15 protein-coding genes are annotated in these 15811 nt (G+C 64.7%); 10 read left to right on the top strand and 5 right to left on the bottom strand.

Features of this window, described 5'->3' with window-relative positions:
• Positions 1–58 precede the first annotated feature (58 nt).
• The 7 genes from PspR32_RS20860 to pcaC all read left to right on the top strand — a co-directional run bounded on the left by PspR32_RS20860 (position 59) and on the right by pcaC (position 7117).
• The gene (locus PspR32_RS20860; protein ID WP_010220875.1) at positions 59–1405 is read left to right on the top strand and encodes an MFS transporter; all 1347 of its coding nucleotides are present in this window, start codon (positions 59–61) and stop codon (positions 1403–1405) included.
• Positions 1406–1575: 170 nt separating this feature from the next.
• Positions 1576–2436, top strand: coding sequence for a CoA transferase subunit A (locus tag PspR32_RS20855; RefSeq protein WP_010220877.1), 861 nt, complete (start codon positions 1576–1578; stop codon positions 2434–2436).
• Entirely contained in the window at positions 2433–3212 is a 780-nt protein-coding gene (locus tag PspR32_RS20850; RefSeq protein WP_010220879.1) for a CoA-transferase subunit beta, read from the top strand. The genes PspR32_RS20855 and PspR32_RS20850 overlap by 4 nt, the downstream gene beginning before the upstream one ends.
• Complete coding sequence (gene pcaF / locus PspR32_RS20845; RefSeq protein WP_174242337.1) at positions 3209–4414, top strand: 3-oxoadipyl-CoA thiolase; 1206 nt, start codon at positions 3209–3211, stop codon at positions 4412–4414. Before PspR32_RS20850 ends, pcaF begins: the two co-directional genes overlap by 4 nt.
• Before the next feature lie 119 nt (positions 4415–4533).
• On the top strand, positions 4534–5913 hold the full coding sequence (locus PspR32_RS20840) for a 3-carboxy-cis,cis-muconate cycloisomerase (RefSeq protein ID WP_159389111.1): 1380 nt from the start codon (positions 4534–4536) through the stop codon (positions 5911–5913).
• Positions 5914–5924: 11 nt separating this feature from the next.
• Complete coding sequence (gene pcaD / locus PspR32_RS20835; RefSeq protein WP_010220885.1) at positions 5925–6722, top strand: 3-oxoadipate enol-lactonase; 798 nt, start codon at positions 5925–5927, stop codon at positions 6720–6722.
• Between the two features lie 2 nt (positions 6723–6724).
• Entirely contained in the window at positions 6725–7117 is a 393-nt protein-coding gene (gene pcaC / locus PspR32_RS20830; protein ID WP_010220888.1) for a 4-carboxymuconolactone decarboxylase, read from the top strand.
• Positions 7118–7197: 80 nt separating this feature from the next.
• On the opposite strand, the gene PspR32_RS20825 is transcribed toward pcaC, so the two are convergent.
• Positions 7198–7722 carry an Mpo1 family 2-hydroxy fatty acid dioxygenase gene (locus PspR32_RS20825; protein WP_010220890.1) on the bottom strand — a complete coding sequence of 175 codons (525 nt, stop codon included), beginning with the start codon at positions 7720–7722 and terminating at the stop codon, positions 7198–7200.
• Between the two features lie 88 nt (positions 7723–7810).
• On the opposite strand from PspR32_RS20825, the gene PspR32_RS20820 reads away from it, so the two are divergent.
• Positions 7811–8500, top strand: coding sequence for a Crp/Fnr family transcriptional regulator (locus PspR32_RS20820; RefSeq protein WP_159389110.1), 690 nt, complete (start codon positions 7811–7813; stop codon positions 8498–8500).
• Here the strand turns inward: PspR32_RS20820 and PspR32_RS20815 are convergent.
• Genes PspR32_RS20815 through PspR32_RS20805 form a run of 3 tightly spaced genes read right to left on the bottom strand, consistent with a single transcriptional unit; the run spans position 8472 to position 12499 of the window.
• A complete protein-coding gene (locus PspR32_RS20815) occupies positions 8472–10073 on the bottom strand; it encodes an arylsulfatase (RefSeq protein ID WP_036996731.1) in 1602 nt (533 codons plus the stop codon). The two genes, PspR32_RS20820 and PspR32_RS20815, sit on opposite strands and share 29 nt — an antisense overlap.
• 9 nt (positions 10074–10082) lie before the next feature.
• Complete coding sequence (locus PspR32_RS20810; RefSeq protein ID WP_010220896.1) at positions 10083–10907, bottom strand: ABC transporter ATP-binding protein; 825 nt, start codon at positions 10905–10907, stop codon at positions 10083–10085.
• A complete protein-coding gene (locus PspR32_RS20805; protein WP_159389109.1) occupies positions 10904–12499 on the bottom strand; it encodes an ABC transporter permease in 1596 nt (531 codons plus the stop codon). Before PspR32_RS20805 ends, PspR32_RS20810 begins: the two co-directional genes overlap by 4 nt.
• Before the next feature lie 278 nt (positions 12500–12777).
• On the opposite strand from PspR32_RS20805, the gene PspR32_RS20800 reads away from it, so the two are divergent.
• Positions 12778–13821 (top strand): ABC transporter substrate-binding protein, encoded by a 1044-nt coding sequence (locus tag PspR32_RS20800; protein ID WP_010220899.1) that lies wholly within the window; start codon positions 12778–12780, stop codon positions 13819–13821.
• Here the strand turns inward: PspR32_RS20800 and PspR32_RS20795 are convergent.
• On the bottom strand, positions 13778–14704 hold the full coding sequence (locus tag PspR32_RS20795; RefSeq protein WP_010220900.1) for a LysR family transcriptional regulator: 927 nt from the start codon (positions 14702–14704) through the stop codon (positions 13778–13780). The genes PspR32_RS20800 and PspR32_RS20795 overlap by 44 nt on opposite strands.
• A 182-nt stretch (positions 14705–14886) precedes the next feature.
• Between PspR32_RS20795 and PspR32_RS20790 the strand changes: the two genes are divergently transcribed.
• Positions 14887–15792, top strand: coding sequence for a TauD/TfdA dioxygenase family protein (locus tag PspR32_RS20790; protein WP_010220902.1), 906 nt, complete (start codon positions 14887–14889; stop codon positions 15790–15792).
• The last annotated feature ends 19 nt before the right edge of the window (positions 15793–15811 follow it).

Here is a 15811-nt window from a genome sequence, read left to right as displayed (position 1 = left end):
CGCCTGTGCCGTTCATGCGCGCACCCGCACACTCGCGCGCTTCTTCTGGATAAAAATAATGAATAGTCCTCAAGCTGCTGTCGGAAACTGCCTTGATGTGCAGTCCTTTATCAATAGCCAACCGTTGTCACGCTACCAGTGGCGGGTGGTGATCCTGTGCTTCCTGATTGTCTTCCTCGACGGCCTCGACACCGCCGCCATGGGTTTTATCGCCCCGGCCTTGTCCCAGGATTGGGGCATCGACCGGGCCAGCCTGGGGCCGGTGATGAGTGCCGCGCTGATCGGCATGGTCTTCGGGGCGCTGGGTTCCGGGCCGCTGGCCGACCGCTTCGGGCGCAAGGTGGTACTGGTGGGGGCGGTGGTGCTGTTTGGCGCCTTCAGCCTGGCTTCGGCCTACAGCAGCAACGTTGACCAGTTGCTGGTGCTGCGCTTTCTGACCGGGTTGGGCCTGGGGGCGGGCATGCCCAATGCCACGACCCTGCTGTCCGAGTACACCCCGGAGCGGCACAAGTCACTGCTGGTAACCAGCATGTTCTGTGGCTTCAACCTGGGCATGGCCGGTGGCGGTTTCATTTCCGCCAAGCTGATTCCGGCGTTTGGCTGGCACAGCCTGCTGCTGATCGGCGGCCTGTTGCCGTTGGTGCTGGCCGTCGTGCTGGTGTTCTGGCTGCCGGAGTCGGCGCGCTACCTGGTGGTCCGCAACCGGGGCACCGACAAGGTGCGCAAGACGCTCTCCCCGATCGAGCCGGCCATCGTCGGCCAGGCGTCGAGCTTCAGTGTGCCGGAGCAGAAGACGGTAAAAGCCCGCAACGTGTTTGCGGTGATCTTCTCCGGTACCTACAGCACCGGCACCCTGCTGCTGTGGCTGACCTATTTCATGGGCCTGGTGATTGTCTACCTGCTGACCAGCTGGCTGCCAACGCTGATGCGTGACAGTGGCGCGAGCATGGAGCAGGCCGCCTTTATCGGTGCGCTGTTCCAGTTTGGTGGTGTGCTCAGTGCCGTGGGCGTGGGCTGGGCCATGGACCGCTACAACCCGCACAAAGTTATCGGCACGTTCTATCTGCTGGCCGGGGTGTTTGCCTACGCGGTAGGGCAAAGCCTGGGCAACATCACCGTACTGGCGACCCTGGTGCTGGTTGCCGGTATGTGCGTCAACGGTGCGCAATCGGCGATGCCGTCGCTGGCAGCGCGTTTCTACCCCACTCAGGGGCGCGCCACCGGTGTGTCGTGGATGCTCGGTATCGGCCGCTTCGGGGCGATCCTTGGGGCGTGGATGGGCGCGACGCTGCTGGGCCTGGGCTGGAACTTCGAGCAGGTGCTGACTGCACTGGTGATCCCGGCCGCGCTGGCCACCACGGCGGTGATCATCAAGGGCATGGTCAGCCATGCCGATGCCACCTGATATCGGCTCCCACCAGGGTTCTTAGCAAGATAACAATCGGTTCGATAATCGAACGATTAGTCGATTATCGGATTGAACCGCCCCCAGGCCCACCTTAATCTGAACCCACACCCGGCGCCGCCCAAGGCGTCTTGAAACCGACCCCGACTCAGCATATCCAGGAGTCTGCAATGGCTGAAATCCTCTCGCTCCACGACGCCGTGAAGCAGTTCGTCAACGACGGTGACAGCGTCGCCCTCGAAGGCTTCACCCACTTGATTCCGACTGCCGCTGGGCATGAAATCATTCGTCAGGGCAAGAAAGATCTGACTCTGGTACGCATGACACCTGACCTGATCTACGATCAGCTGATCGGTGCCGGTTGCGCCCGCAAGCTGATCTTCTCCTGGGGCGGCAACCCGGGTGTCGGCTCCCTCCATCGCCTGCGCGACGCTGTTGAAAAGCAGTGGCCGCAGGCGATGGAAATCGAAGAGCACAGCCACGCGGACCTGGCCAACGCCTACGTTGCCGGCGCCTCCGGCCTGCCGTTCGCGGTGCTGCGTGCCTACGCCGGTTCCGACCTGCCGAAGGTCAACCCGCTGATCAAGAGCGTCACTTGCCCGTTCACCGGCGAAGTGCTCGCCGCCGTGCCTTCGGTGCGCCCGGACGTCACCGTGATCCACGCGCAAAAGGCCGACCGTAAGGGCAATGTGCTGCTCTGGGGCATCCTTGGCGTGCAGAAGGAAGCGGCATTGGCGGCCAAGCGCTGCATCGTCACCGTCGAAGAGATCGTCGATGACCTCCAGGCACCGATGAACGCCTGTGTGCTGCCGACCTGGGCGCTGTCTGCGGTATGCCTGGTGCCGGGGGGCGCGCATCCATCCTATGCCCATGGTTACTACGAGCGTGACAACCGCTTCTACCAGGCTTGGGACCCGATTGCCCGCAACCGCGAAAGCTTCACGGCCTGGATCGACCAGTACATTCGCGGCACCGCCGACTTCACTGAATTCAAGGCAAAACTGGCCAGCGCTGCGGAGGTTGCACAATGAGCTACTCCACCAATGAAATGATGACCGTTGCCGCAGCCCGTCGCCTGCGCAATGGCGCGGTATGTTTCGTCGGCATCGGCCTGCCGTCCAAGGCCGCCAACCTGGCGCGCCTGACCTCGTCGCCCGACGTGGTGCTGATCTACGAATCCGGCCCGATCGGTGCCAAGCCGAGCGTGCTGCCGCTGTCGATCGGTGACGGCGAGCTGGCCGAAACCGCCGACACCGTGGTGCCGACCGGTGAGATCTTTCGCTACTGGCTGCAGGGCGGGCGCATCGACGTGGGCTTCCTCGGCGCTGCCCAGGTCGACCGTTTCGGCAACATCAACACCACCGTGGTCGGTGACTACCACCAGCCAAAAGTGCGCCTGCCCGGTGCCGGTGGCGCGCCGGAGATCGCCGGTTCCGCCAAGCAGGTGCTGATCATCCTCAAGCAATCGAACCGCGCATTTGTCGACAAGCTCGACTTCATCACTTCGGTCGGCCATGGCGAAGGCGGCGATTCGCGCAAGCGCCTGGGCCTGCCGGGTGAAGGGCCGGTCGGGATCATCACCGACCTGTGCATCATGGAGCCCGAAGCCGGCACCCATGAGTTCGTCGTCACCTCGATCCACCCGGGCGTGACCCGCGAACAGATCGTTGCCGCCACCGGCTGGGCCATCCGCTTTGCCGACGACGTGCAGATTACCGCCGAGCCGAGCGCAGTCGAGCTCAACGCCCTGCGTGACCTCGAAGCGCGCACCGCCAGCGCCCACGGCCAAGCGCCAGGAGAAGCCTGATGCGTGACGTATTTATCTGCGACGCCATTCGCACCCCGATTGGCCGCTTTGGCGGCGCCCTGGCCGGCGTGCGCGCCGATGACCTGGCGGCGGTGCCGCTCAAGGCGCTGATCGAACGCAACCCGCAGGTGCAGTGGGCGCAGCTCGATGAAGTGTTCCTCGGTTGCGCCAACCAGGCCGGTGAAGACAACCGCAACGTCGCGCGCATGGCGCTGCTGCTGGCGGGGTTGCCAGAAAGCGTGCCCGGGGTGACCCTCAACCGCCTCTGCGCCTCGGGCATGGACGCGGTGGGCACGGCCTTTCGCGCCATCGCCAGCGGTGAAATGGAGCTGGCGATTGCCGGTGGCGTCGAGTCGATGTCCCGTGCGCCGTTCGTCATGGGTAAGGCTGACAATGCTTATTCGCGCACCATGAAGCTGGAGGACACCACCATCGGCTGGCGCTTCATCAACCCGCTGATGAAGGCTCAGTACGGGGTCGATGCGATGCCGCAGACCGCCGACAACGTCGCCGATGACTACCAGGTATCACGTGCCGATCAGGACGCCTTCGCCCTGCGCAGCCAGCAGCGTACCGCCGCGGCCCAGGCTGCGGGCTTCTTCGCCGAGGAGATCGTGCCGGTGCGCATCGCCCATAAAAAGGGCGAGACCGTGGTCGAGCACGACGAGCACCCGCGCGCCGACACCACCCTTGAAGCCCTGGCCCGGCTCAAGCCGGTCAACGGCCCGGACAAGACCGTCACCGCCGGCAACGCCTCAGGGGTCAACGACGGCGCTGCAGCGCTGCTCCTGGCCTCGGCCGAGGCCGTGAAAAAGCATGGCCTGACCCCGCGGGCGCGGGTGCTGGGCATGGCCAGTGCCGGCGTTGCGCCACGGGTCATGGGCATCGGCCCGGTACCGGCGGTGCGCAAGCTGACCGAGCGCCTGGGCGTGGCGGTGGCCGATTTCGATGTCATCGAACTCAACGAAGCCTTTGCCAGCCAGGGCCTGGCCGTGTTGCGCGAACTCGGCCTGGCCGACGATGCACCGCAGGTCAACCCCAACGGTGGCGCCATTGCCCTCGGTCATCCGCTGGGCATGAGCGGCGCGCGTTTGATCCTCACCGCCTTGCACCAACTGGAGAAATCCGGCGGTCGCAAAGGCCTGGCGACCATGTGTGTCGGCGTCGGCCAGGGCCTGGCCCTGGCCATCGAGCGGGTGTAAAGCAATGACCCCGAGCCGCCGGCCTCCACGCAAGGTTGGCGGCCTGGGGTGATTGTTCTGTGGATCGTGGATGTTACTGGGTGTATCTAGACTCTCTGTAGTTCCAAGAGAAAGTAGCCATGACTTCAGCCTATTTGAAGCAACGACCGGGCAATCAGCTGTTCGATGCCTATTTCACCGCGCCAGCCATGCGCGAGATCTTCTGCGACCGTGGCCGGGTGCAGGGCATGCTCGATTTCGAAGCGGCCCTGGCCCGTGCCGAAGCGGCCACCGGGGTCATCCCTCAGGTGGCCGTGGCAGCGATCGAAACCGCCTGCCATGCCGAGCGCTACGACTTTGCCGCGCTGGCCGAAGCCATTGCCGTGGCCGGCAACTCGGCCATTCCGCTGGTCAAGGCGCTGGGCAAGGTGATTGCCAGTGGCGTGCCGGAGGCCGAGCGTTATGTGCACCTGGGCGCCACCAGCCAGGATGCCATGGACACCGGCCTGGTACTGCAACTGAGGGCGGCACTGGCGTTGATCGAAACGGATCTGGCGCGCCTGGCCGATGCCCTGGCTCGCCAAGCCCTGACCTACGCTGAGACGCCCTTGGCCGGTCGCACCTGGCTGCAACATGCCACGCCGGTCACCTTGGGCATGAAGATCGCAGGCTGGCTAGGCGCGTTGAGCCGCCACCGCGAGCGCCTGCAGGAGCTCAAGCCACGCTTGCTGACCCTGCAGTTTGGCGGCGCCTCCGGTACCCTGGCGGCGCTGGGCGACAAGGCGCTGCCGGTGGCTCAAGCCTTGGCCGCAGAGCTGAAGCTGACGCTGCCCGAGCAGCCCTGGCACACCCAGCGCGATCGCCTGGTGGAGTTCGCTTCGGTGCTGGGCATGATTGCCGGCAGCCTTGGCAAACTGGGCCGCGATGTCAGCCTGCTGATGCAGACCGAGGCAGCCGAGGTGTTCGAGCCGTTGGCGCCAGGCAAAGGCGGTTCTTCGACCATGCCGCACAAGCGCAACCCGGTCGGCGCCGCCGTGTTGATCGGCGCTGCCACCCGCGTGCCGGGCCTGCTCGCCACGCTGTTTGCCGCCATGCCCCAGGAGCACGAGCGCAGCCTCGGCCTGTGGCATGCCGAATGGGAAACCCTGCCGGAGATCTGCTGCCTGGTGTCCGGTGCATTGCGCCAGGCACAGATCATCGCCGACGGCCTGGAAGTGGACGCCGAGCGCATGCGTCGCAACCTCGACCTGACCCAAGGGCTGGTCCTGGCCGAAGCTGTCAGTGTGGTGCTGGCCCAACGCCTGGGCCGTGACCGCGCCCACCATTTGCTGGAAACCTGCTGCCAGCGTGCCGTAGCCGAACAGCGCCAGCTGCGCGCCGTGCTTGGCGACGAGCCGCAGGTCAGCGCTGAACTTTCGCCCGACGAACTCGATCGTCTGCTCGATCCAGCCCACTACCTTGGCCAGGCCCGAGCCTGGGTCGAGCGAGCGCTGGCTGAACATCACCGCATCAATGCCTGAAGGAGGCTGCAGTGGCACAGGTACAACTCGCCGATGGCGTACTCAACTATCAATTTGAAGGCCCGGAACACCTGCCGGTGCTGGTGCTGTCCAACTCCCTGGGCACCGACCTGCACATGTGGGACACCCAGGTACCGGCCCTGACCGCGCATTTTCGCGTGCTGCGCTATGACACCCGCGGCCATGGCGGCTCGCTGGTCACCCAGGGGCCGTACAGCATCGAGCAACTGGGGCAGGATGTGCTGGCCCTGCTCGATGCCTTGCACATTGAACAGGCGCATTTCTGCGGCCTGTCCATGGGCGGGCTGATCGGCCAGTGGCTGGGGATCAATGCCGGTCACCGGCTCAAGCGCCTGATCGTCTGCAACACTGCGGCCAAGATCGGCACGCTGGAAACCTGGAACCCGCGCATCGAGATGGTCCTGCGTGATCAACAAGCGGCGATGGTTGGCCTGCGTGATGCGTCGATCGAGCGCTGGTTCACCCCGGGTTATGCCGCGGGCAACCCCGAGCAGGCCAAGCGGATTACCGATATGCTCGCCGCCACTTCGCCTGAGGGTTATGCGGCTAACTGCGGGGCAGTGCGCGATGCTGATTTCCGTGATCAGTTGGGCGAGATCAAGGTGCCGCTGCTGGTGATTTCCGGCACTCACGATGCGGTCACGCCGCCGTCGGGCGGGCGCTTCATCCAGGAGAACGTGGCGGGCGCCGAATACGCCGAGTTCCATGCCGCACACCTGTCCAACGTTGAAGTCGGTGCGCCGTTCAGCCGCCGGGTGATCGATTTTCTGCTGGCCCGTGAGGAATGACCGTGGACGAGAAACAACGTTATGAGGCCGGCATGCAGGTGCGCCGCGCGGTGCTTGGCGACGCCCATGTCGACCGCAGCCTGAACAACCTGAGCGAGTTCAATAGCGAGTTCCAGGAAATGATCACCCGCCACGCCTGGGGTGATATCTGGACCCGCCCGGGCCTGCCCCGGCATACCCGCAGCCTGATCACCATCGCCATGCTGATCGGCATGAACCGCAACGAGGAGTTGAAACTGCACCTGCGCGCGGCGGCCAACAATGGCGTGACCCGTGAAGAGATCAAGGAAGTGCTGATGCAGAGCGCGATCTACTGCGGCATCCCGGCGGCCAATGCGACCTTCCACCTGGCCGAGTCGGTGTGGGATGAGTTGGGGGTTGAGTCCAGGGGCTGACCTTCAGGGCTTCATCGCTGACAAGCCAGCCATACCTGTGGGAGCTGGCTTGCCAGCGATGGGCTGCAAATCAGCCCCAATCAGACCGCCGCCTTCTTCTGCCGAATTGCCACCGGTCCGACAGTGTCTTCAATGGCTTTTTTCAGCTCCAGGCGCATGCCCAGCAAGAACCCCAGTTCCGCCACCACGAACAACGGCCCGATGACCAGGCCCATCAGGTCATCGACAAACGCCGGCTTGCGCCCTTCATAGTGGTGGCCGACAAACTGGATCACCCAGCCGATCACGAACAGCGCCAGCCCCGCACCCAGCCACAGCAGGGTGCTGTGCATCGCCAACGCCTGCCCGGCCCACAGGCACAAACCGAGCAATACCGCCATCAGCAGGCCCAGGCGTTGATCCAGGCGCAGGTAGAACCCGCTGCTAACCAGCGCTACCAGCAACGCCGGCGACACCCAGACGCCACCCAGGTCGACCCCCGGTCGTGACAGCAAAACGGTCACCGCCACGACAATCAGCGGAATACCGATAAAGTGGGTGACGATGTTGCGCGGGTCGCGGTGGTAGGCGGCGTATTGACTCAGGTGTTCGACCAGGTTTTTCATTGTTGTTCCTCCTGTAGGTGGCTTGAGCATGTCCTACAGATTTCCGCCTGTCTGTCGCCTAGCCGACAGAGTTCACCTGCGAGGCGCTATGCGCGAAACCCTGCTGCAAGGTCATTGGTTCCAGGCATTGCCTCCCCGCTTTCAGGATAGCCTGTTGGCGCTGGCCCGGCAGCGCGAGCTGGCGGCCGGGCAATACCTGTTCCAGCGCGGTGATGCGCCGTGCGGGCTGTATGCGCTGCTCGACGGGGCGATGCGCGTGGGGGCGGTGGCTACCGATGGCAAAGAGGCGCTGTTGACCCTGATCGAAGCGCCGCACTGGTTCGGCGAGATCAGCCTGTTCGACGGCCAGCCGCGTACCCACGACGCCCAGGCGCTAGGGCCGACCCGGCTGTTGTGGATACCCCAGGCGCCGTTACTCAACCTGCTCGAACAACAGCCACGGCACTGGCGCGATGTGGCCTTGCTGATGAGCCATAAACTGCGCGTGGTGTTTGTCGCCCTCGAGCAGCAGAGCCTGTTGGCCGCCGCGCCAAGGGTGGCCCATCGGCTGCTGCAGATCGCCGCCGGTTATGGCGAGTTGCGGGGCAGCCGGCGCGTGCTGCAACTGTCCCAGGAGCAGTTGGCGCTGATGCTCTCGCTGTCGCGCCAGACCACCAACCAGATCCTCAAGTCGCTGCAGCAGGAGAGCGCCTTGCGCCTGGGCTATGGCGAGATCGAAATCCTCGACCTCGCACGCCTGCAGGTGCTGGCTAGTCCGGCTGGAACGGTGACTGACTGAGGATGACCCCGGTCTGCTCGACGTACTTTTGCCATTCGCCCAGCAGCGCCTGCAATTTTGCCGGTTGTGCCTGGGCCAGGTCGTTGATTTCCCCCGGGTCGCTGGCCAGGTCGTAGAGCTGCCAGGTGGCCGGGCCGACCGGGCCGGGGATGTAAACAGCTTTCCAGTGGCCCTGGCGAATCGCCCGGCGGCCGAACAGTTCCCAGCCGGTGACGGTGTTTTCGTCGTGCACCTGCTCGGTCTCGCCCGACAGGTAGCCCAGCCAGGACTTGCCGCGCAGCGGCGCCACGTCACGGCCGCGCCAACGCTTGCCGGGGTGGCGCACGCCGGCAAGATCAAGCAGGGTCGGGGTGATATCCATCACCGTGCTGAACTGATGGCTGATCTGGCCCTGGCGCGCTAGCGCCGGGTAATGCACCAGCGCCGGCACGCGAATCCCGCCCTCGCTGGTGAAGGCCTTGTACAGCCGCGACGGTGCGGTGGCAGCCTGCGCCCAGTGCGGGCCGTACCAGACGTAGGAGTTGGCCCGGCCGATGTTCTCCAGGCTGTTGTCGTAGTGCTGGTCGAGGTAGCTGGCCAGTTGCGGGCCGAACTTGGGAAAGGCTTCGAGCAGCGCGCCTTCGGCGCCGTTATCGGACATGAACAGCACCAGGGTGTTGTCGAGCAGGCCCTGGTTGCGCAGATAGTCCAGCACCCGGCCAATGTTCCAGTCCATGCGCTCGACCATCGCCGCGTACACCTCCATCGCCCGCGCCGAACGCTGGCGTTGTTCATCGCTGAGACTGTGCCAGTGGTTGTCCACCGGATGGGCCTGGGTATCGGCGCCGATCAGGCCCAGCTGGCGCAGTTTTTCCAGGCGCTCCTGGCGCAGCACTTCGGGGCCGGCGTCGTAGCGGCCCTGGTAGCGCGCCACCACCTCGGCGGGCGCCTGCAACGGCCAGTGCGGCGCCGAGAAGGGCAGGTAGGCGAAGAATGGCCGGCTCTGGTCGCGCTCCTTGAGGTACTGCAGCAGCTTGTCGCCGAAGGCATCGGAGGAATAGAAATCCTTGGGCAGCTCTTCGATAAAGGCCTGGTCTTCGATGTACAGCGCTGGCGTCGATTTGAGCAGGCCTGGGGTCTGATCGTCGTAGGTCGGTTCAAAGCCATAGTGGTTGGCCGCGCCGGGCAGCAGGGCGAAGGAGCGTTCAAAGCCGCGGGCCTGGGGCGCCAGCTCGGCGGTCAGGCCCAGGTGCCATTTGCCGCTCATCAGGGTCTGGTAACCGGCATCGCGCAACAGCTCTGGCAAGGCCACCACGCGGTCGTTGAGGTAGCCTTCGTAGCCCGGCTTGCCGATCAGCTCCGGGGTCAGCGCTTCGGCCATGGTACCGATGCCAGCGATATGGTGGTCGGTACCGGTCAGCAGCATCGAGCGGGTCGGCGAGCAGGTCGGCGCAGTATGAAAATCGGTCAGGCGCAGGCCGGCAGTGGCCAGCTTGTCGAGGTTCGGCGTGGCGATTTCACCGCCGAAGGCGCCGAGGTCGGAGAAGCCCAGGTCGTCGGCAACGATGACCAGAAAGTTGGGGCGTTGGCTCATGGTCGGTTCTCAGTAGGCAAGGTAGGTCAAAGGCAGGTCGCGGATCTGTTCCAGCGCCGGCGGCAGATAGCGTTCGTCGGCGGTCAGTTCGTGCAGCAGGTCTTCGCGCAGACGGTGGAAGGCGTAACTGCCGCGTTGGCGCGGGTGCGCCAGGTCGATGTCGACGATGCGCTTGATCCGCCCGGGGCGCGGCTCCAGGACCACCACGCGGTCGGCGAGAAACAGCGCTTCTTCGACATCGTGGGTCACCAGCAGGGTGGTAATGCGTGCCCGCTCGCGAATCGCCAGCAGCTCGTCCTGCATCTGCTGGCGGGTCAGCGCGTCGAGGGCGCCGAAGGGTTCATCGAGCAACAAGATACGCGGGCTGGCCACCAGGCCACGGGCAATCGCCACACGCTGGGCCATGCCGCCGGAGAGCTGGTGCGGGTAGGCCTGGCTGAAGTCTTGCAGGCCCACCAGGGCGATGTACTGGTCGATGCGTTGCTGGCGCTGCTCGCTGTTCAACGGCGCGTTGACCAGGCCCAGGGCGATGTTCTGCGCCACGCTCAACCAGGGGAACAGGCGGTGCTCCTGAAAGACGATGCCGCGTTCGCTGCCGATGCCATTGAGCGGCTGGCCGTCGATCAGGATCTGCCCCTGGTAGTCGTTGTCCAGGCCGATCAGCAGGCGCAGCAGGGTGGATTTACCGCAGCCACTGGCGCCGACGATGGCGACGAACTCACCGTCGGCGATTTGCAGGTTGAAGTCGCGGATGGCTTCCAGCTCACCGCCGGCCACGGCGAAGTGTTTGCCGACCTGATTGAAACTGACCAGGGCAGGGGCGATGGCGTTCATGCTCGTCTCCAGCGCGTGGCGCGCAATTCGAGGTGTTGTCCGAGGGCACCCAGGAGTGCGCCGGTAAGGCCGACCAGGAGCATCCCGGCCATGATGATGTCCATGCGCAGCAACTGCTGGGCGCCGATCATCAGGCTGCCGATACCGCCGCCCGAGGGCATGAAGTACTCGGCGCCGATGGTGCCCAGCCAGGCGTAGATCAGGCCGATGCGCAGGCCGGCGAAAATCCCCGGCGCCGCTCCCGGTAGTACCAGCCGGCGCAGGCGCTGGGCCAGGTTGAGGTGCAGCACGCGGGCGGCTTCTTCCAGTTGTGGCGAGCGGTTGGCCACGGCCCGTTGGGTGGCGATGAACAACGGGAAGAACGCCGCCAGGCCAACGAATACCCACTTGGCCAGCTCACCGAGACCGAACCAGGCGGTCAGCAGCGGTACCCAGGCGAAGATCGCGATCTGCCGTAAGCCGGCCAGGCTCGGCCCGAACAGGCGTTCGGCGGGCGTCGACAGCCCAAGCCACAGGCCCAGGGCAAAACCCAGGCTGCCACCGAGCAGCAGGCCGCCCAAGGCCCGACCGACACTGATCGCCAGGGCGCCGCTGAGCGAGCCGTCGAGCAGGCCGTTGCCGGTAGTCTCCAGGACCTGCAGCGGGGCGACCAGAATCTGTGTGTCGACCCAGTTCAACTGGTTGGCCAACTGCCACAGCGCCAGCAGTGCCAAGGGCAGCAGCAAGGCCTGCAGGCGCTGGCCACCGTGCAAGCGCGACCCCCGCAGTTCGGCGCTGGACGGGTGCGGCCAGTGCACCAGACGCCGCTCGAGCCAGCTCAGGCCACGGTCCATGACAAAACCCAGCAGGCCAATGACCAGGATGCAGACAAACACGATGTCGAGCATGAACAACTGCCGGGCCCAGACCATCAGGTAACCGATGCCTTCACTGGAGGCCAGCAGTTCCACCGCCAGCAACGATGTCCAGCCGGTGGCCAGGGCCAGGCGCACGCCGGCGAGAAAGGCCGGCAGGGCCGCCGGAAAAATCAGTTGGCTGATCAGCAGGCGCGGCGGCAGGCGCAACACCGTGGTCGCTTCGCGCAGCCGTGGCTGGGCATCGCGCACGCCCACCAGGGTATGCAGGGTTACCGGCACGATGATCGCCTTGACCAGCACCACCAGCTTGAGCACCTCGCCGATGCCGAACAGCACCATGAACAGCGGCACCCAGGCCAGGGTCGGGATCTGCGCCAGGGCATTGAAGGTTGGCAGTACCAGGCGTTCGGCGCGACGGCTGAAACCCAGCCAGGCACCGAGCAGGGCGCCACTGGCAACTCCCAGCAACAGGCCCAGGGCCAGGCGTTGCAGGCTGATCGCCAGGTGCGTCCACAGTTCGCCCCGGGCCAGCTCCACAGCGCTCTGCCAGACCAGGCTCGGCGCTGGCAGTATCTGTTCGCTCATCCACAGGTTGCGGCTGGCCAGCCACCACCATGCGGCCAGCAACAGGGGCAGATACCAGGCCTGCAGGCGACGCAGGGGCAGGCCGTCGAACAGTCGCATGCGGCCTGGCGGGCTGGCCAGTGGCAGGCTGGAAAGTGAAGCTCGGGCCATGGAAACCTCTGCGAGTTGAAATTTGCTTATTCTTAAATTGAATTACAGCTTTGAATATCAATTCGTTTAGGTGATAAGAATCTGCATTTAAAGCTGCTGTCACAACGCGCAGCCAATGCATTCGAAGCATATTTTTCTTGTGCCTGATGCATGGCGCGCTGGAACGCCCGTAGAACGGCTTTTATGCTTACAAGTTATTAAAATGTAATTTATTAGTATTTATTTACTGGTCTGGGTTGTCGGTAGCGTGGCCGCACCATTACAAGGAGTCGCGTGCCATGAACCTGTCGATCAACCGTGTGTTCAATCTGTTTGCCGTTCCCGCCCTGGCCGCGGTGGTCGGCTGGCTGCCGCCGGCCCAGGCTGGCGAGGTCAGGGAAATCCGCATCGCCGTGCCCGACCTGAGCGCCGGCACCCAGCATTCCGGCGGCGGTGTGACCGACGTACTGCGCGACCAGCAATTGCTGGAAAAAGCCTTCGCCGCCGATGGCATCAGCATCCAGTGGAACTACTTCAAGGGCGCGGGCCCGGTGATCAACGAGGCATTCGCCAACGGTCAGGTCGACTTTGCCTACCTCGGCGACCTGGCGGCGATCATCGGCAAGGCCAATGGCCTCGACACCCGTCTGCTGGCCGCCACCGGTCGCGGCATCAAGCACTACCTGGGGGTGGCGCCGGGCAGCAACATCAAGACCCTGCAAGACCTCAAGGGCAAACGCGTGGCGGTGTTTCGCGGCACCGCCACCCAGCTGTCGTTCGACGCCGCCCTGGCCAGCCAGGGCCTGAGCGAGAAGGACCTGAAAGTCATCAACCTGGATTTCAACGCGGCGATCGCCGCCCTGGCTGCCAGGCAGATCGACGCCACCTGGGGCTCGACCGGCATCAGCGCCCTCAAGCAACGCGGCCTGGCCGAGTTGCCCTTGAGTACCCGTGACTTGGGCGGCGCCGGCAATGTGCAGGCCGTGCTGGTGGGCTCCGGGCGCTTTGTCGACGAGCATCCGGAACTGGTGGAAAAACTCCTCGCTACCCAGGAAAAGGCCGTGCACTGGCTGACCCGGGACGACAACAAGGAGGCGTACATCCAGCTGGTCTCGGGGCTGGCCAGTTACCCGCCAGCGATCCTTCAGCAGGACCTGCAGCACGAGCAATTGAGCAAGATCTTCCCTTCGACCCTGGATGCCGACTTCCTGGCCAAATTGCAGGCGTCGGTGGACTTGGCCGCCGAGCAGCGGTTGATTCGCAAACCGTTCAACGTCGAGCAGTGGCTGGCGCCCCAGGCTATCCGGCCAGCACCTGCACCTCTGGCTGCCGATCGAGGCTGATCAGGGTTTCGATCATTGCCCGGGCGGCGGGCGAAAGGCGATAACCGCTGCGGCTGACGATACCGCAGCGGGCATTGAGGCTGTCGAGGTTGGCCGGCAGGTTGCGCCAGTGCAGGCGTATCAGGCGGCCCTGTTCGATGTCCTCGGCAAAGGCTTCTTCGGTGCCGATACCAATGGCGTCGGTGCCCAGCACGATCTTCACCAGGGTCGGCAGGTGCTCGGTCTGCACCTGCGGGGCGAAGTCGGTCTTGCCGCTGAGGTTGGCCAGCAGCTTGCGCACCCCCGGCGGGATCAGGGTGGTGGCCAGCGGGTAGTCGAACATGTCGTTGGTCGACAGGCTGTCCTTGGCCAGCAGCGGGTGCCCCGGACGGCAGAAGAACAGGCCGCGGCGCGGGCTCAGCGGCTGGGTCTGGAAGTTCGGGTCGGCCTCGAAATGACGGATGTCGGCGACGAAGAACTCGATCTCTTCACGGCTCAGCGCGCGGCTGAGTTTTTCCCAGTTATCCACGTCGAAGCAGGTGCGCACCTTGGGGTGGGCGCCGAGAAAGCGTGCCACCGCCTGCGGCACCAGGTGCACCGCAGGCGCCGGGCCGCAGCCGAAGCGCAGCTCGCCGGCATCGAGCTTGGTCATCTGCTGCACTTCGCTGTTCAGCTGTGCTGCGCCTTGCACCAGGCGCAGGGCGTGCTGCAGCACCACCTGGCCTTCGGGCGTGGGGCGCAGGTCCTTGTTGGCGCGATCGATCAGCACGCAGCCGAACTCCTGTTCCAGGCCCTGGATGCTGCGGCTGAAAGCCGGCTGGGTGATGCCCATGGCATCGGCGGCGCGGACAAAACTGCGGTGTTCAGTGAGGGCGATGAAGTAACGCAGTTGGCGAAGATCCATATGCTTTCCCGGCATTCCAAAAATACGGCGAAGGTATTTGCCGCCGCGCAGGCTCAGGTTTTAAATGCAAGCTCTTATTCCGTCAATGAAGCATCTGTTTATTTGTTAGAGCTTATTTGCATATCAATAGAGCAGAGGTTTCAACGCCGCTTCGCGCAACCTAGCCAGATGAGGGTCAAACCATGAGCAATGCCGCACGTGCTGTAGCACCTGTCACCCACGCGCTGGATATCCACCCGGTGGCCGGGCGCATCGGTGCCGAAATTCGCGGGGTCCAGTTGAGCGCCGACCTTGAGCCCGCCGTGATCGAAGCCATCCAGGCCGCCCTGGTGCAACACAAGGTGGTGTTCTTCCGCGCCCAGACCCACCTCGATGACCAGGGCCAGGAAGCCTTCGCCCACCTGCTCGGTGAGCCGATCGCCCACCCGACCGTGCCAGTGCGCGAAGGCACGCGTTACCTGCTCGAACTCGATGGCGGCGAAGGGCGCCGGGCCAATTCCTGGCACACCGACGTGACCTTCGTCGATGCCTACCCCAAGGCGTCGATCCTGCGCTCGGTGGTGGCGCCCGCATCGGGTGGCGACACGGTGTGGGCCAATACCGCCACGGCTTATCAGGACCTCTCTGCAGAACTGCGGGCCCTGGCTGACCAGCTCTGGGCGGTGCACAGCAACGAGTACGACTACGCCGCAGCCAAGCCCGATGTGAGCCTGGAACAACTGGAAAACTACCGGAAGATCTTCACATCGACGGTGTACGAAACCGAGCATCCGGTAGTGCGTGTGCACCCGGTCAGCGGTGAGAAGAACCTTTTGCTCGGGCACTTCGTCAAACGCATCAAGGGCTACTCGCAGAGCGACTCGGCGCACCTGTTCAACCTGCTGCAAAGCCATGTCACGCGCCTGGAGAACACCGTGCGCTGGCGCTGGCAGGCCGGTGACGTGGCGATCTGGGACAACCGCGCGACCCAGCACTATGCGGTCGATGACTACGGCACCCAGGGCCGCGTGGTGCGCCGGGTGACCTTGCAGGGCGATGTACCGGTGGGGGTGGCCGGGCAGCGGAGCCGCACCACACGCGGGGCTTGAAGTAATCGTGGGGCAAGCC

The sequence above is a fragment of the Pseudomonas sp. R32 genome (genome assembly GCF_009866705.1).
Lineage (GTDB): Bacteria > Pseudomonadota > Gammaproteobacteria > Pseudomonadales > Pseudomonadaceae > Aquipseudomonas > Aquipseudomonas donghuensis.
Note: the sequence above shows the minus strand (reverse complement) of the source record. Positions and strands in the feature narration are given on the sequence as shown.

What these genes read in the sequence shown, in the direction of transcription:
- PspR32_RS20860 (WP_010220875.1), top strand. Translation starts at nt 59, where the DNA reads ATGAATAGTCCTCAAGCTGCTGTCGGAAACTGCCTTGATGTGCAGTCC.
- PspR32_RS20850 (WP_010220879.1), top strand. Translation starts at nt 2,433, where the DNA reads ATGAGCTACTCCACCAATGAAATGATGACCGTTGCCGCAGCCCGTCGC.
- PspR32_RS20800 (WP_010220899.1), top strand. Translation starts at nt 12,778, where the DNA reads ATGAACCTGTCGATCAACCGTGTGTTCAATCTGTTTGCCGTTCCCGCC.
- PspR32_RS20820 (WP_159389110.1), top strand. Translation starts at nt 7,811, where the DNA reads ATGCGCGAAACCCTGCTGCAAGGTCATTGGTTCCAGGCATTGCCTCCC.
- PspR32_RS20795 (WP_010220900.1), bottom strand. Translation starts at nt 14,704, where the DNA reads ATGGATCTTCGCCAACTGCGTTACTTCATCGCCCTCACTGAACACCGC.
- PspR32_RS20825 (WP_010220890.1), bottom strand. Translation starts at nt 7,722, where the DNA reads ATGAAAAACCTGGTCGAACACCTGAGTCAATACGCCGCCTACCACCGC.
- PspR32_RS20840 (WP_159389111.1), top strand. Translation starts at nt 4,534, where the DNA reads ATGACTTCAGCCTATTTGAAGCAACGACCGGGCAATCAGCTGTTCGAT.
- PspR32_RS20815 (WP_036996731.1), bottom strand. Translation starts at nt 10,073, where the DNA reads ATGAGCCAACGCCCCAACTTTCTGGTCATCGTTGCCGACGACCTGGGC.
- PspR32_RS20810 (WP_010220896.1), bottom strand. Translation starts at nt 10,907, where the DNA reads ATGAACGCCATCGCCCCTGCCCTGGTCAGTTTCAATCAGGTCGGCAAA.
- PspR32_RS20805 (WP_159389109.1), bottom strand. Translation starts at nt 12,499, where the DNA reads ATGGCCCGAGCTTCACTTTCCAGCCTGCCACTGGCCAGCCCGCCAGGC.
- PspR32_RS20790 (WP_010220902.1), top strand. Translation starts at nt 14,887, where the DNA reads ATGAGCAATGCCGCACGTGCTGTAGCACCTGTCACCCACGCGCTGGAT.
- PspR32_RS20855 (WP_010220877.1), top strand. Translation starts at nt 1,576, where the DNA reads ATGGCTGAAATCCTCTCGCTCCACGACGCCGTGAAGCAGTTCGTCAAC.